The organism is Burkholderia sp. Bp9142 (assembly GCF_003853415.1).
Classification (GTDB): domain Bacteria; phylum Pseudomonadota; class Gammaproteobacteria; order Burkholderiales; family Burkholderiaceae; genus Burkholderia.
In genome coordinates this window covers 1-15,091 of record NZ_QTPP01000051.1, presented here as the reverse complement: position 1 = coordinate 15,091, position 15,091 = coordinate 1, and the positions used below count along the sequence as shown (strand labels likewise).

At 63.6% G+C, this 15,091-nt stretch carries 10 protein-coding genes and 1 pseudogene; 4 read left to right on the top strand and 7 right to left on the bottom strand.

The annotated features are described in order from the left end of the window. Positions 1-99: 99 nt before the first annotated feature. Positions 100-3,153, bottom strand: coding sequence for an FAD-binding and (Fe-S)-binding domain-containing protein (locus tag DIE22_RS34190; protein WP_124497088.1), 3,054 nt, complete (start codon positions 3,151-3,153; stop codon positions 100-102). Positions 3,154-3,306: 153 nt separating this feature from the next. Between DIE22_RS34190 and DIE22_RS34185 the strand changes: the two genes are divergently transcribed. Beyond that, complete coding sequence (locus tag DIE22_RS34185; RefSeq protein WP_124497089.1) at positions 3,307-4,197, top strand: LysR substrate-binding domain-containing protein; 891 nt, start codon at positions 3,307-3,309, stop codon at positions 4,195-4,197. Positions 4,198-4,221: 24 nt separating this feature from the next. Here DIE22_RS34185 and DIE22_RS34180 read toward each other — a convergent pair whose 3' ends face one another. Continuing rightward, positions 4,222-5,070, bottom strand: a complete 849-nt coding sequence (locus tag DIE22_RS34180; protein WP_124607152.1) for a LysR substrate-binding domain-containing protein — start codon at positions 5,068-5,070, stop codon at positions 4,222-4,224. 103 nt (positions 5,071-5,173) lie between these two features. On the opposite strand from DIE22_RS34180, the gene DIE22_RS34175 reads away from it, so the two are divergent. Next, the gene (locus DIE22_RS34175; protein ID WP_124497091.1) at positions 5,174-5,821 is read left to right on the top strand and encodes a LysE family translocator; all 648 of its coding nucleotides are present in this window, start codon (positions 5,174-5,176) and stop codon (positions 5,819-5,821) included. A gap of 162 nt (positions 5,822-5,983) precedes the next feature. Here the strand turns inward: DIE22_RS34175 and sfnG are convergent, their stop codons facing one another. Together sfnG and msuE are read right to left on the bottom strand one after the other, a co-directional pair. Then, positions 5,984-7,087 carry a dimethylsulfone monooxygenase SfnG gene (sfnG, locus tag DIE22_RS34170; protein ID WP_124497092.1) on the bottom strand — a complete coding sequence of 368 codons (1,104 nt, stop codon included), beginning with the start codon at positions 7,085-7,087 and terminating at the stop codon, positions 5,984-5,986. 36 nt (positions 7,088-7,123) lie between these two features. Continuing rightward, positions 7,124-7,684: an FMN reductase gene (gene msuE, locus DIE22_RS34165; protein WP_124497093.1), complete on the bottom strand. Its 561-nt coding sequence runs from the start codon at positions 7,682-7,684 to the stop codon at positions 7,124-7,126. A gap of 524 nt (positions 7,685-8,208) precedes the next feature. Here msuE and DIE22_RS34155 point away from each other — a divergent pair. Beyond that, on the top strand, positions 8,209-9,354 hold the full coding sequence (locus tag DIE22_RS34155) for a sigma-54-dependent Fis family transcriptional regulator (RefSeq protein WP_124497095.1): 1,146 nt from the start codon (positions 8,209-8,211) through the stop codon (positions 9,352-9,354). Positions 9,355-9,508: 154 nt separating this feature from the next. Here DIE22_RS34155 and DIE22_RS34150 read toward each other — a convergent pair whose 3' ends face one another. Continuing rightward, the gene (locus tag DIE22_RS34150; protein WP_124607151.1) at positions 9,509-10,771 is read right to left on the bottom strand and encodes a collagen-like triple helix repeat-containing protein; all 1,263 of its coding nucleotides are present in this window, start codon (positions 10,769-10,771) and stop codon (positions 9,509-9,511) included. Positions 10,772-11,111: 340 nt separating this feature from the next. Here DIE22_RS34150 and DIE22_RS34145 point away from each other — a divergent pair. Then, a pseudogene (locus DIE22_RS34145) lies at positions 11,112-11,381 on the top strand (dihydroxyacetone kinase subunit DhaK); the annotation flags it as partial. Between the two features lie 261 nt (positions 11,382-11,642). Here the strand turns inward: DIE22_RS34145 and DIE22_RS34140 are convergent. Both DIE22_RS34140 and DIE22_RS34135 read right to left on the bottom strand, forming a co-directional pair. Then, on the bottom strand, positions 11,643-13,484 hold the full coding sequence (locus DIE22_RS34140; protein WP_185640755.1) for a TnsD family Tn7-like transposition protein: 1,842 nt from the start codon (positions 13,482-13,484) through the stop codon (positions 11,643-11,645). A gap of 38 nt (positions 13,485-13,522) precedes the next feature. Beyond that, positions 13,523-15,091 (bottom strand): ATP-binding protein (locus tag DIE22_RS34135; protein ID WP_311767761.1); only part of this gene is annotated, 1,569 nt, incomplete at its 5' end.

The following is a 15,091-nucleotide window of genomic DNA, read 5'->3' as shown; positions in this document are numbered from 1 at the left end:
ACGCTGTCCGGTGCGGCCACTGCAGGCGTTGCAGTGCCGATGCGCTCATCCGGCGGCGCCATCGCGAGCGCGACCTGCCCGCGCCGCGTCAATCCCCCGTCACCCCGCCGCACGCACGTGCTCGAGCAGCGCCTGCAGCGGATGACGCACCTGCCGCGCGGACATCCGCTTCACCTGGCTGCGGCACGAATACCCGGTCGCCAGCGCTTCGCCTTCCAGCTCCGGCGCGTCGACATGCGCGGCCCACGATTGCGCATAGATCGTCTTCGACGTCTGCAGGTTGCGCGCCTCGTGCCCGTAGGTCCCCGACATCCCGCAGCATCCGGTCGCCTGAACCGCCAGGCGCAGCCCGCGCCGCGCGAACACCTGCGCCCATTGCTTGCCGCTGTCCGGCGCGTTGGTCTTCTCGGTGCAATGTGGCAGCAGCCGGTACGCCGCCGATCCGTCGCCCACGCCCGCCCCGGCCTCCGGCATCGCATCCAGCAACCACTCCTGCGGCAGCGCGACCTTCGGCACGTCGGCGAGCCCCGTCACCTTCAGGTATTCCTGCCGATACGTGAGCGTCATCGCCGGATCGAGGCCGACGAGCGCGACACCCGAGCGCGCGAGCGCGGCCAGCTGCGTCGCGTTGCGAATCGCGGCCTTCCCGAACGCGCGAAGAAAGCCCTGCACGTGCAACGCCTTGCCGTTCGGCGCGAGCGGCGCCAGCCACACCTGGAAGCCGACGCGCGCGGCCAGCTCGATCAGCGTCGCCAGCTGCTCGGTGTCGAAATAGCGCGTGAACGTGTCCTGCACGATGACGACGCTGCGCGCGCGCTGCGCGTCGCTCAGCGCGGCGAGCGCCTGCGGATCGGCCGGCCGCACGTGCCACTGCCGGATCACGGCCGCGAGATCGAAGCGGCTCAAGAGCGGGCTGTCGACCATCCCGACGTGCCGCTCGAGCAGCGTGCGCACCCAGCCGGCGCGCATCAGCCCGTTGTACAGTGCCGGCACGCGCGCCATCCACGGCATCGTGAATTCGAGCGAGCCGATCAGGTAGTCGCGCACCGGCCGCAGGTAGCGCTGGTGATACAGCTCGAGAAAGCGCGAGCGGAACTCGGGCACGTTGACCTTGACCGGGCACTGCCCCGCGCACGATTTGCACGCGAGGCAGCCGGCCATCGCGTCGTATACCTCGTGCGAGAAATCCGCTTCACCGTTGCGTGCCGCGCGGCTGTTGCGCCAGCGGGCCGCGAGACCGCGCAGAAACGGCTGCCGCGCACGCGCCGCCGCGACGACGTCGACGCCGGCCTGCCCTTGCAGACGCAACCATTCGCGCATCAGCGACGCGCGCCCCTTCGGCGACTGCACGCGCTCGCGCGTCGCCTTCCACGACGGGCACATCGCGTCGTCCGGATCGAAGTTGTAGCACGCGCCGTTGCCGTTGCAGTGCATCGCCGTGCCGTAGCTCTGCCAGACGCGCTCGTCGATCTGCCGGTCATGGTCGCCGCGCGTGGGCACCTCGTCGATCTTCAGCAGCCGCAGCGTGTTGTCCGGCGGCGTCGCGATCTTGCCCGGGTTGAACTGGTTGTGCGGATCGAACGCGGCCTTCAGCTGCTGCAGCGACGGATACAGCTCGCCGAAGAACGCCGGCGCATATTCCGAGCGAACGCCCTTGCCGTGCTCGCCCCATAACAGGCCACCATGCCGCTGCGTGAGTTCAGCCACCGCGTCCGACACCGGCCGCACCAGCGCGGCCTGCTTCGGGTCCTTCATGTCGAGCGCCGGACGCACGTGCAGCACGCCCGCGTCGACGTGGCCGAACATCCCGTACTGCAGCCCGTGGCCGTCCAGCAGCGCGCGGAATTCGGCGATGTATGCAGCCAGGTTCTCGGGCGGCACCGCGGTGTCCTCGACGAACGGCTGCGGGCGCGCCTCGCCCTGCACGTTGCCGAGCAGGCCGACCGCGCGCTTGCGCATCGCATAGACGCGCTTCACCGCATCGTCGCCGGTCGCGAGCGTGTGGCCCAGCCGCTCGACGCTCGTGTCGGTGCGAAGATGGTCGACGAACGCGCGCACGCGCACATCGACGTCCTGCGCATCGTCGCCGCTGAATTCGATCAGGTTGATGCCGAGCGTCGGACGCGCGTCGTCCTGCGGGAAATACTCGGCCACGCTGCTCCACACGAAATCCTTCATCGCGAGCATCAGCACCTTCGAGTCGACCGTCTCGATCGACAGCGGCTTGAGCTCGAGCAGCGCGCGCGCATCGCGCAGCGCGTCCATGAAGCCGGCGTAGCGCACGTTGACGAGCACCGAATACTTCGGGATCGGCAGCACGTTCAGCTTCGCTTCGACGATGAAGCCGAGCGAGCCTTCGGCGCCGCACAGCACGCTGTTCAGGTTGAAGCGGCCGTCCGGTTCGCGCAGGTGCGCGAGATCGTAGCCGGTCAGGCAGCGATTGAGCTTCGGAAACTTCGCGTCGATCAGCGCGGCCTTTTCGTCGCTGATGCGGCGGGCGGTGCGATAGACCTTGCCGACCCGGTCCCGCCGCGCGCAGCGGCGCGCCAGTTCGTCGTCCGCGAGCGCGTCGCTGTGCAGTTGCTCGCCGCCCATCAGCACGAAGTCGAGCGCGAGCACGTGGTCGCGCGTCTTGCCGTACGTGCAGCTGCCCTGCCCGCTCGCATCGGTGTTGATCATCCCGCCGACCGTCGCGCGGTTCGACGTCGACAGTTCCGGCGCGAAAAAGAGGCCATGCGGCTTCAGCGCGGCATTGAGCTGGTCCTTGACGACGCCTGCCTGCACGCGCACCCAGCGCTCGTCGGCGTTGATTTCCAGGATCCGGTTCATGTTGCGCGACAGGTCCACGACCACGCCGTCGGTCAGCGACTGCCCGTTGGTGCCGGTGCCGCCGCCGCGCGCCGCCACCGCGACGTCGCGGTGCGCGGGTTCGGCCAGCAGCCGCGCGACGAGCCGCACGTCGTCCGCCTGCGCGGGACAGATCACCGCCTGCGGCAGACGCTGGTAGATCGAGTTGTCGGTGGCCTGCACGGTCCGGTTCGCATGGTCCGCGCGGATTTCGCCGGCGAATCCGGCGGCCCGAAGGGCGGCGAGAAAGTCGCGGTAACGGCCCTCGGGCGGGCTGGCGGGACGGGGCAACGGAGCGATCGGCATGGGATGAAAGCGCGAGGTGGGGGGAGCCGGTGCGCTGCCTCGGTCAGAAACATGAGTTTTGAGCAAGATTCCACGCGACCCGGAAATCCAGTATCTTGCGAATCAGCACGAGAAACAAACGAATTCTCCCCCGGCAAAACTTGCATAAAACTCATGAATTACCGCCGCCTCACCCCGTCCATGTCGCTGCTGCTGGTGTTCGAGGCCGCCGCGCGGCACGAAAGCTACACGCGTGCGGCCGACGAGCTGTCGCTGAGCCAGAGCGCGATCAGCCGGCAGGTTCAGACGCTCGAGGATCAGCTCGGCGTGCCGCTGTTCCGGCGTGAGGGCCGTTCCGTGAAGCTGACGGAAGTCGGGCGGCGCTACTTCGTCGAGCTGAGCGGCGCGCTCGGGCGCATCCGCGGCGCGACGCTGCAGGCGATGTCGCACCAGGCCGGCGCCGGCACGCTGCGGCTCGCGACCTTGCCGACCTTCGGCTCGAAATGGCTGCTGCCGCACCTGCACGACTTCTATGCCGCGCATCCGGGCGTGACCGTGCACCTGCATTCGCGCATCGGCGGCATCGACTTCCATACCGACGATCTCGATGCGGCCATCACCGTCGGCACGGGCGACTGGCCCGGCCTGCACGCGCATCGGCTGTACAACGAGTTCCTGATCGCGATCGCGCGCCCCGACGCGGCCGGGCGCCGCAAGGCCGCCCCGCGCGCGCCGGCATGGGCGGTCGGGCAGACGCTGCTGGGCGTGACGAGCAATCAGCAAGCCTGGGCGGAATGGTTCTCGCATTTCGGGCTCGATCATCGCGAGATGCGGATCGGCCCGAGCTTCGAGCTGACGTCGCACCTGATCCAGGCCGTGCGGGCCGGAATGGGGATCGGCCTCGTGCCGAAGGTGCTGGTGGAAGACGAGCTGAGCCGCAACGAGCTCGTGTCGATCGGCGACGCGATCACCAGCCGGCGCAGCTACTACCTCGTGTATCCGCCGGAAAACGACACGCTGCCGTCGCTGGTGGCGTTTCGGGAATGGCTGCTGAAATCGTGCTGACGTTCGGGCGGACGGACAGCGCGATCACGCACGCCATTCATCGAGAATCTGTTCGGCGAGGTAGTCGCATGGCGGGCGGGCCGACTGCGCGCTGCGCGCCAGCACGACCTCGATCTCGCCCAACGGCGGCAACCCTTCGTTCGGCGACAGCTGCACGAGGTGCGCGGGGATGCTGCAGCGCGCGAGCGGCGCCACCGCGAGGCCGGCCTCGACCACGCTGAGCAGCCCGAGGAAACTCGGGCTTTCATACGACATCCGGAACGGAATCTTCTGCCGCTTCAGCGCCTTGATCGCGTGATCGCGCGCCATGCTGCCGTGCGCGAACAACGCGACCGGCAGCGGCCGCTCTTCCCACACGTTGCGCTTCGCCGATCCGGTCCACACGATCGGCTCGAGCCGCACCCGTTCGCCGGTCACGCCCTTGATGCGCGTGAGGCACGCGAGGTCGACGGTGTTGTCCTTCAGCATCGGCACGAGCGCGCTGCTCGGCTGGCCGATCACGCGCACTTCGACGCGCGGATGCATCGCGGCGAACTTGCCGAGCACCTGCGGCAGCAGCGACGAGATGTAGTCGTCCGGCACGCCGATCGTCACGCGGCCGCGAATCTCCGGGCGCACGACCGACGCCCACGCCTCGTCGCGCATCGCCAGCATCCGGCGGCCGTATTCGGCGAGCATGCGGCCGTCGTCGGTGGCCGTGACGTTGCGCGTGTCGCGGATGAACAGCAGCTTGCCGAGCGCATCCTCCAGCGCCTTGATCTGCATGCTCACCGCCGACGGTGACCGATGCACCGCTTGCGCGCCCTGCGCGAACGAGCCGGACTCCGTCACGGCCACCACCATCGCCAGCACATCGAGATCGAGCTTTTTCATGGCATTCAGAAAATCTGATTAATCGGTTCAGTTTATCCCGTTTTACTGTCTTCCTCCATGGTCGGACAATGGATGCCGTTGACGTTCATTGCGGGAAGCAACCATGCATACCTCCGGCTCGCTCTACGGATTCCTGGTCATCGGCGGGATGCTCGCGGTCACGCCGGGACCGAACATGGTCTACGTGATGTCGCGCTCGATCGCGCAGGGGCGCGCCGCCGGGCTGATTTCGCTGGCGGGCGTGATGCTGGGTTACCTGTTCTACATGTTCGCCGCCGCGTTCGGGATCACGACGCTGTTCCTTCGCGTGCCGTACGCGGGTACCGTGCTCGGCGTGGTGGGCGCCGCGTATCTGCTCTACCTCGCGTGGCAGGCCGTCCGGCCCGGCGGCCGTTCGCCGTTCGAGGTGCAGGCGCTGCCGAACGCGCAGCCGCTGCGGCTGCTCGCGATGGGCGCGACCACCAGCGTGCTGAATCCGAAGCTCGCGATGCTGTTCGTGTCGCTGCTGCCGCAGTTCATCGATTACCGGCAAGGCAGCGTGTTCGGCCAGTCGCTGTTTCTCGGTTCATTGCTGATCGCGGCGTTCGCGTCGGCCAACGGGCTGGTCGCGATCTGCTCGAGCGGCATCGCGAAACTCCTGCGCGGACGTCCGGCGCTGCTGCTTGCGCAGCGCTGGGCGATGGGGGCGGTGCTCGGTGGCCTCGGCGTGCAGATGCTCGTCGAGGCGTCGAGAATGGCAGGGGTCGCGTGATGCGTACGGCAGGTCGTGTTTCGGGTGAAGCACCGGCCCGCACGCGCCGCCCGTCGTGAAGCAGCGATCGTTGACGGCCGGCGATACGCATCGCCGGCCATGACGTTCACACGATCGCGCGGTCCCTGGCGACCGCAACCGGCCGCGGCACACCCGTGCGCATCACGCGGCAACCGCCTGACGCTGCGCTTCGAGCTCGCGCACGAGCGGCAGCACGCGCTGGCCGAAGTACTCGACTTCCTCGATGAAATGCAGGAACCCGGCGAGCACGAGATCGACGCCGATCGCCTTCAATGCGACGATCCGCTCGGCGATCTGCTGTGGCGTGCCGATCAGGTTCGTGCGGAAGCCGTCGTTGTACTGCACGAGATCCTCGAACGTCGATTTTGCCCAGTTGCCCTCGCCTTCCGGCGACGCGCGGCCTGCTTCCTTCACCGCATCGCCGAACGCATGCACGGCTTCGACGTGCGCGTGCCGGATGATGTCGTCGAGCACGGCCCGCGCCTCTTCCTCGGTGTCGCGCGCGATCACGAACGCGTTGACGCCGATCCGCACACGATGGTGGTTCGCGGCGGCCTTCGCGCGGATGTCGTCGATCTGCGCCTTCAGGTTCTCCGGCGTGTTGCCGTTCGTGAAGTACCAGTCCGACACACTGGCTGCGTTGTCGCGCGCCGCGCGCGAGCTGCCGCCCTGGAAGATCTCCGGATGCGGCTTCTGCACGGGTTTCGGGCTCAGCGTGTAATCGTTGAAGCGGTAGAAGTCGCCCTTGAACGTGAAGTTGTCCTGCGTCCAGATGCCCTTCAGCGCCTGGATGAATTCCTTCGAGCGCCGATAGCGTTCGTCATGCTCGAGCCACGGCTCGCCGATCGCGGTGAACTCGCCCTTGAACCAGCCGCTGACCACGTTGATCGCGATGCGTCCGTTCGAAATATGGTCGATCGTCGCGAGCTGCTTGGCGACCACGGCCGGATGCCATGGCCCCGGCAGGATCGCGGCGAGCACCTTGAGCTTCGTCGTCGCGTGCAGCAGCGCCTGGCTGAACGAGACCGATTCGTGCTGGTATTCGGCGCCGTAGCCGGCCGTGAAGCGGATCTGGCTCAGCGCGTAGTCGAAGCCGGCCGCCTCGGCCGTGCGCGCGAGCGTCTGGTTGTATTCGAGGCTCCAGTCGGTACGCTGCTCGATCGTGCTGACGACGAGGCCGCCGCTGACGTTCGGCACCCAGTACGCGAATTTGACGCCGTCGGCCGAAGGTTCGTGAATGCTCATGAAAGGTCCTGATCGAAGGGGAAAACGAAAGACGGGCTACGCAGCCACGGCGGCCGGCGCACGCGGCTGCAACTGCGGCACCGCACGGTCGACCGCGAGTGCGATGCGTGCGCGCAGCGCGGGGTTCGCGATCTCGTAGCGATCGAAATCGCTTTCGGCCGCGTACACGCCGATCGGCAACGTGCGCGCCTGGAAGAAGCTGAACAGCGGCCGCAGTTGATGGTCGATCACGAGCGCGTGGCGCTCGCTGCCGCCGGTGGCCGCCAGCAGCACCGGCACATCGACCAGCGACTCGTGATGCACGAGGTCGAACAGGTGCTTGAAGAGGCCCGTGTACGACGCGCGATACACGGGGCTCGCGACCACCAGCGCATCGGCCGTCTCGATCGCGCGGATCAGCGCGTCGAGATCGGGCGGGACCTGCGCGCGCTTCAGCGCGCCGGCCAGCCGGTTGCCGATCTCGCCGAGTTCGATCAGCCGCGTGTCGATCGGCAAGGCGTCGCCGAGCGCGGCGACGATCGCGTTGGTCAGCGCCAGCGTGCGTGACGGCCGTTGCAGGCCGCCCGATAGGGCGACGACGTTGAGGATGTTGCTCATGCCATGCGATCCGGTTGTCGAGCCGCGCGTTATCGCGCCGATACGGTGTCGGGTTCGCAAGGAGCGTGCCATGGTCGACGGATGTGCGATCGTTCGATCATCTGCATCACGAAGTTTGCCTCGATCCCCTGCCGTGCACGGCTTCCGCGGCCAAATGGCCAGCCGTGGCAAGCGTTCCGGGAATCGCATCACATCGATATTCCACAGTGAGATGAACCGGCGGAAGCAGCGTTGCTGATGCACTGCTGCTCAATCAGCAGTGTCGCGCGCGCCGTTCGCCCGATCGCGGCGGTGACGCACCGTCGCATCGATCGCGACGACGTCGAATCCGCTGTCGCAACAGCGCACGTCCCCGCAACTGCATCCTGCGCAGCAATCCCGCTTTCGTTATCAGAAATCGATGTTTCCCGTGCGGCGCAAAACACGGAACACTCTGCTGACCAGGCAGCAACCGGACCACGGCGGGACCACGGCGCCCGTCGGCGCGGGTCCGGTCCGTTCGATCGACTCACGCCGTCACCGCCATGACCACTCTTCTTGCAGCGCCGCGTCCGGTCAATCTTCGTGTCGTCACCACGCAGCCGGACGAATCGCTCGCGCGGTCGCGCGGCGCGCCGCTTTCCGCACGCTCCATATACTCCGCGCACCACGCACCGGGCCGCGCCCGTGCGCACGTGTTCGTCGATCCGCGTTCGCTCGCGCTGCTCGAACGCGTGCGGCTCGTCGCGCCGAGCGATGCGAACGTGCTGATCGTCGGCGAGACCGGCACCGGCAAGGAGTTGATCGCGCGCCACGTGCACGACGTCAGCCGTCGCGGCGACGGGCCGTTCGTTGCCGTGAACTGCGGCGCGCTATCCGACACGCTCGTCGACAGCGAACTGTTCGGTCATGAGAAAGGGGCATTCACGGGTGCGGTCGGCGCGAAGCCCGGCTGGTTCGAGGCCGCGAACGGCGGCACACTGTTTCTCGACGAGATCGGCGACCTGCCGCTGTCGATGCAGGTCAAGCTGCTGCGCGTGCTGCAGGAGCGCGAGGTCGTGCGGGTCGGCTCGCGCACCGGCATCCCGGTCGACGTGCGCGTGGTGGCCGCGACCAACGTCGACCTGCGGCAGGCGGTGGCGGCCGGACGGTTTCGCGGCGACCTGTTCTACCGGCTCAACGTCGTGCGGCTCGACGTGCCGACGTTGCGCGAACGGCCCGGCGACATCCTGCCGCTCGCGCGCCACTTCCTCGACGCATACCGCAGCCGCCTCGGCCACGGGCCGCGCGGTATCGATCCGCGCGCGGCGCGCCGGCTCGAAGCGCATTCGTGGCCCGGCAATATCCGCGAACTGGAGAACGTGATGCATCACGCGCTGCTGGTGAGCCGCCACGATGCGCTGCTGGACACCGACCTTGACCTGTCGTCGTCAGGCGTTTCGGTCACGGCCGTGGGCGCACGAGAAGCGCGTAGCTGCGCGCCCGCCCAGGAAGCGCTCGAACTGGCGCTGTGCGCGCTGTTCGACGAGGCGCACGAGCACCTGTTCGAGCACATCGAGGACACCGTGATGCGCGTCGCCTTCGACTTCAGTCACCGCAACCAGATCCAGGCCGCGCGACTGCTCGGCATCAGCCGCAATGTGCTGCGTGCGCGGCTGATTCGCGCGAAGGCGATCGCGGCGGTCAAGTAGGCGCAAGCGCGCGGCGGCGCGCTTCTGCGATGCGGACAGCGGTCGGGCCGGCTCACCGCGATTCGTTGGCGGTGGCGCCGGTGAAACCGCTGCGAAGCGCGCCACGGCCGGCGCGAACGGCAAGCAGCGAGCCTGCTCGCCGCATCGTGCGCAACTACTTCCCGACGCCGCCCGGCACGCCGCCGAGCAGCGACGTCACCGGCGCCAGCGGATTCGCCGCGAAACCGGCGCTCGATCCCGCGCCGCCCGCTGCACGCCCGAGCGTGCCGGTGACCGTCGATACGAGACTCGTCACCGGTGCCAGCGGACTTGCCGCACCGGCGCCGGTCGAGCCGCCGAGCGCGCCGGTCACCGAACCGAGCGGTGTCGATCCGAGTCCCGGCAGCAAGCCGCCGAGCGGCCCCGCCCCGCTCGTCGTGCCGCTCGTCGTGCCGCTCGTCGTGCCGCTCGTCGCGCCGTTCGTCGGCCCGTTCTGCACGGTCGTGACCGAAGCACCGGCGAGACTCACGATGAGCCCGGGAATCGGCGCGATGCCGTTCGGGCCGTTGTAGTCGACGAGCCCGCCCGCGTTCGTCACGGTGTTACCGACCGCACCGGCGAGCCCGCCTGCCGCGCCGACGATCTCACTCGCCGGGCCGACGGCCGGCTGCGCCGGGATCCCCAGCCGCCAGCCTGCCGTCGACACCGCGCCGCCGACCTGACCGAGCAGGCCGGCCACCGGTTGCCCGAGCCCCGTCGTCGCGCCGACCTGCTGCGTGGCCTGGCCGGCCGCGATGACGAGCGGCGTGACGGCCGAGCCGAGCGGTTGCGTGACCTGTTGCACGGCGCCCGACGCCAGCGTCGCGCCGATCGTGTTGCCCGCCGTGCCGAGGCCGCCCGCCACGGTATCGAGCACCGCGTCGACGGGTGTCGTCACGGGCGCGAGTGGTGCCAGCGGCCCTGAACCGAGCGCGCGCATCGTCTGCGCGAGGCCCGCTATCGGATTGCCCGTGGTGGCGACGACTTCGCCGAGCCCGGCGACCGTCGTGCCGACCGGGTCGGCAGTCGAGCCGATCCGCCCGAGGCCGTCACTCAACGCATTGCTCGCCGCGCGGGAGATCGTGCTGACGCTCGCAATGGTGTCGCCGGCGCTGCGCGTCACGTTGTTGCCGAGTACCGGCAATGACGTGCCGGCGACGGTGTTGCCGACGGCGATGGCGAGCTGACCCGTCGTGCTGATGACCCCGTTCGTGCCCGGTGCGCCGCTGGTCCCCCAGCCGCCATCGGTCACGTTACCGGGCCGATTGTCGGTGACGGTCGCGCCGCTGGTGCTGGCGGCCGCGCTCGACGGCGCGGCGACGTCGTTGCCGCCACAGGCGGTCAGTACGCCGACAGCGGCCAGCACCGCGGCGGACGTGAGCATGCGGGTTCGATACATGGTGGTCTCCTTGCGGTCCGGGCGATGGAATGTTCGAATATGGACCGGGGGAACAATTAGCATTTTCCATGCCATTGGCGCTGGCGAACGGGCGTCGCGGCCGCCAGGCCAGTATCCGCACCGGGTGCGCGCCGAGCGCCCGCGATCACGACCGACGCGTTCCGGGCCCATGAGCGGCGCAGTTTTCGTTACATTCGTGCTACGAATGCTTCGATGTTACGTAACGCTGACCGTGCGGCGCGCCGTTTCCGGTCGCGCCGCCTACGATCCACAGTACGTCGCCCGGCCGGCACCGCATGCTTGCCGCCGGCCGCCGTCCCACCGTCAGGAAACCGCCGCCATGAAAAAGCTCGTGAACCACCCGTCCGATGTCGTGCGCGAAATGCTCGAAGGCATCGCGCGGCAGTCGCCGCATCTCGCGATCCTCGGCGACGAGCACGTGCTCGTCCGCCAGCCGCTGCCCGAGCCGTCGCAGCGCCCCGTCGCGATCCTGTCCGGCGGCGGCAGCGGCCACGAGCCCGCACACGGTGGCTATGTCGGCGAAGGGATGCTGAGCGCGGCCGTCTGCGGCGAAGTGTTCACGTCGCCGTCGACCGACGCCGTGCTCGCTATCGGCGTACAACAAAGTCTGCGGTAATTTCCTGCGGAAACGCTTACGGTTGGTAGAGATTGCATCGACTCGAAGATTGCAGAGTTTGCAGATAATCGTAGCCGACCATCGGAAAGTCCCTCTCACAAGACCACAATGTCTGCGCCATCGGTGCTCCTTGCGCTAATAAAAATATGTGACATATCGAGTCGAGCACAATTAATTGTGCGATGCCGCATTTTATATGCAAAGCATTCAATCTCGAAAAATAGCGCCGATCTCTCAAGTATCACTCTTTGAACTTTGCGATACAAATTCTCGAATCCGCTCCTTCTGCTCACGGGTAAAACTGCGCATGTTTAGACCCGTTCCTCGAATCGCATCATTGATAGAGTTATTACCTTTCCGCATATGATGCTTCGTCGAAAACGAACATAGCCATGAAACAACTCTTTCACGATGAGCTTCGCGCGTTTCCGTCAATTCGGCCCAAAGTGGAGATCGAGCGTGAGTCTCAGAAGCCAAGTGCAGAGGCAAACCCGCCCGATCGAGAATAGCAATCCGGGTCGCACGCACCGGGGGTTCCATCTGCATGATTTCAGACCATGCTTTCCGAGCCCTTCCTCCCTCTAAATCTATCCCGTTTACGTGAAATGGTGCCTCAGTTCGCCACGACCTGTGACTTCGATTGAATTTAGAAAACCATACATGATCGTTCTTGTTCAATATCTCATACAAGCTGGGATTCGCACGCTGGGCTGACGTGATACGCATCGTCCGGGGGGCGCCGTCAACGAGACGACACCATTCTGTTCGATTTTTTTTAATTTCCGCCATGGATATCGGTTCGTGGTGCTTGGGCTCGCTTTTACGCGCCCATAACAATCCTGTTGTCTCGCCAAGATGCAATTCACGCGCTGCTTTTTTGGGACTAAACCCTCTCTCTAACAACTCAACGAATTTTTTATGATATCGCACCCCGTATGCAAACGGAATCATTCTCGCCGCTTCGTCTATACAGACATCCAGCACGCGATATGATATTCCACACGAACATACCACCTTCCAACCACCAGACCTGATTAGGTACCCCGATACTTTGTAGATGTCGCCATCTTGATGCAATGCTCCAGTGCACAGCGGCAGATCAAGACATGGTGGATTCTCACCCTTGCACCTCACCGGAATTAGTTTCCTTCGACGAGCCGGCGCAAATGATCCCATAGATAATATTCGATTCTCGAGAAATGATTCAGCAGCAACATACATGAATGGATGGGAAAATTTTTCCACAGATGCACACGCTTCAATAGTGCCCAGCCATTTCAAAATTCGTCGCGCATTTATACCTGTGAGACAGCAGTATTCCGGACCAAAGTACTCCAACCACTCAGAAACAAGGGCAACTCTATTTACGGTTGAATCCAACCGCAAAAATCCACCCTTCTGCAGCAAGTCACGATAATTCAGCGGCATCGGAATGCTTTCGTCGAATCTCCTTCGATCAACACTCAACCTCGCGATATCCATAAGCGCTCTCAGCTCCGATTGAGACGCCGGTTGAATAATCACACGATCGAGAGCGCTCACACATCGCCCAATTGTTACCCCGAAATCATAATCAACCCTGGTTTGATCAACCACCTTCAATGCGATCTTATGCTCATCGCAGTATAATACCCCGGGCAACTGATGATTCAATTTCCAATACGCCTCAACACGCTTATCCCGCCATTGCGCCAAACACTCCTCACAATACCGCAACCCCGGAATACGCTCACGCCTCTGTCCGTAGGCGCTCACCCTACCAGACGAACCCCTTTCCGGTGGCTGCAACATATTACGGAGAACCTCCACTCGCATGGCCGGCGACACGATTCTTGTTGCATACAAATATTCTGTATGATTTTTAACTACATCTTCAGCACTAATTCGCCAATAATCACGCGCCTGCTCAGCGAGCCTCGATATAGAATTTGGCAATCTTATACCAGGCTTGCCACAATATCCGAAAAGCTGCCCTCGCAACCATTTCGTGGACTTAAGTCCAAAGAATTCTGCATAACGCCCAAAATTGCTTTCAAGCGTTTCGTTATCACAAAGAGGGAATAGTGCGATCGACATCCAAGATCTCCTATTGCAAATTGGAGATAATAAATAACTCAACCGCATTGATCGGCCACAGTCGAGGTCTTTTCCCTTCTGTTACTCGGCGATCTTTTTTGAGGTTGCTGGCTATAGAAACGCCGAATAGCTTCAGCACATAACTCTTCTGTTGAAGCAGCGGGAAGCTCTTTTTGCACGATGTCAACTAGATTTGACGCGGCTTCCTCTGACATGTTGAGAAGCAATAATCTCGAAACCGCATCAATTGCAGATTCCTCCCGGTCATGCTGAATAGCATTCTCGAAGTACATGTGGCGTTTGGCCTGCGCCTCCATCGTCGCAACAACATCCTTCAACGTATCGCCCAATAGATCTTCGTATTGAGCCATCCTTGCTTTATTGTTCGAACGAATCGCTTCAAGCATCGGCGCCAAGGAGGCCATCCTCTCCTCAAAGACATCACGAATTAGGTCCTTCGTAATTTCCTCGATCCCGGTGTATATGGCACTGTATTGAGCTAGCTGATACAAGGGGATGGCAATTCCCGGCAACCCTTGGGTTCTAAAATAGAACTCTTTCCTTATATCAGGAGATAGCGGCCTTGCATTTGCAAGCCACTGATATTTCTCCAATTGGTCGCATAGCCGATTCCACTCCCGCTCATCCCGCATGCCGTTCCACTGAAACACGCCATGACTACTAATTCGCCGCGCTGATCGAAGCGTTTTTCTGAACAGTCGCTCAGATTTTGGCGTGCCAATAACAATAATCGGTATGCCACGCCCATTTGTCAGACCGACAAAAAAATCGAATAGAGGGTCACTTCTTTCGACAGCCCGGAGCGCATTTTGAAGCTCATCAATGACAATCAACCCCGTCCGATGCCGCTGAGCAATGCGATACAGGAGGTTCGCCAGATCTATAACCGTTGCGCCCCTCCATATATGGTCCAAATATTTCAATCCAAGCAATCTATCATACTCCCCTATCATCCTCTTTATTATATCTTTCAGGCTTGCACTAGTAGGGCAATCAACCTTAATTACCACGACCTGAGTCAACCCGTAGTTCACGTGATTGATCGTCCTCGGTATAAATCTGAGAGCATCCTCAATCACATTTGACTTCCCTGCACCTGACAATCCAAATATTCCTGCGCAATATGCATGCGTTCGCTCATGATCAAATACTGGAATCAGCTTACCCTCGTGCACCGACCTATACCTATCCTTAGCCCCTTCAGCACTATCTACGAATACACTTTGCCCGACATAATTTTGTCGAACAATCATTTGCACCAGATGGCAAATTTCCAAACTCGCAGGTACTGGAACAACCAATCCTGATAAACGGCCAATGACATGCAAGCGATATTCCTCTGATCGAGAACGCTCCGAGATGGATGAGGCAACTGGGACGGAGAGCGATCGCATCATCGATTTGCTGTCCCACAACGGCCCTAACGCCGAGATGAGCGGATTGCTCTTGTACTCTAGGGGTAGGTCGTCACCTTGGTAGTATTTCGCCTCGAGGATCTCCTTGCATGGCGAACCTGTCCGCATTTTTGTGGGCGAGGCGGTTGAACAACGCGTTATCCACGCGCCTGCATAAATCGCTCGCCGAAC

What these genes read in the sequence shown, in the direction of transcription:
- DIE22_RS34185 (WP_124497089.1), top strand. Translation starts at nt 3,307, where the DNA reads ATGAATTACCGCCGCCTCACCCCGTCCATGTCGCTGCTGCTGGTGTTC.
- msuE (WP_124497093.1), bottom strand. Translation starts at nt 7,684, where the DNA reads ATGAGCAACATCCTCAACGTCGTCGCCCTATCGGGCGGCCTGCAACGG.
- sfnG (WP_124497092.1), bottom strand. Translation starts at nt 7,087, where the DNA reads ATGAGCATTCACGAACCTTCGGCCGACGGCGTCAAATTCGCGTACTGG.
- DIE22_RS34150 (WP_124607151.1), bottom strand. Translation starts at nt 10,771, where the DNA reads ATGTATCGAACCCGCATGCTCACGTCCGCCGCGGTGCTGGCCGCTGTC.
- DIE22_RS34155 (WP_124497095.1), top strand. Translation starts at nt 8,209, where the DNA reads ATGACCACTCTTCTTGCAGCGCCGCGTCCGGTCAATCTTCGTGTCGTC.
- DIE22_RS34175 (WP_124497091.1), top strand. Translation starts at nt 5,174, where the DNA reads ATGCATACCTCCGGCTCGCTCTACGGATTCCTGGTCATCGGCGGGATG.
- DIE22_RS34180 (WP_124607152.1), bottom strand. Translation starts at nt 5,070, where the DNA reads ATGAAAAAGCTCGATCTCGATGTGCTGGCGATGGTGGTGGCCGTGACG.
- DIE22_RS34140 (WP_185640755.1), bottom strand. Translation starts at nt 13,484, where the DNA reads ATGTCGATCGCACTATTCCCTCTTTGTGATAACGAAACGCTTGAAAGC.
- DIE22_RS34190 (WP_124497088.1), bottom strand. Translation starts at nt 3,153, where the DNA reads ATGCCGATCGCTCCGTTGCCCCGTCCCGCCAGCCCGCCCGAGGGCCGT.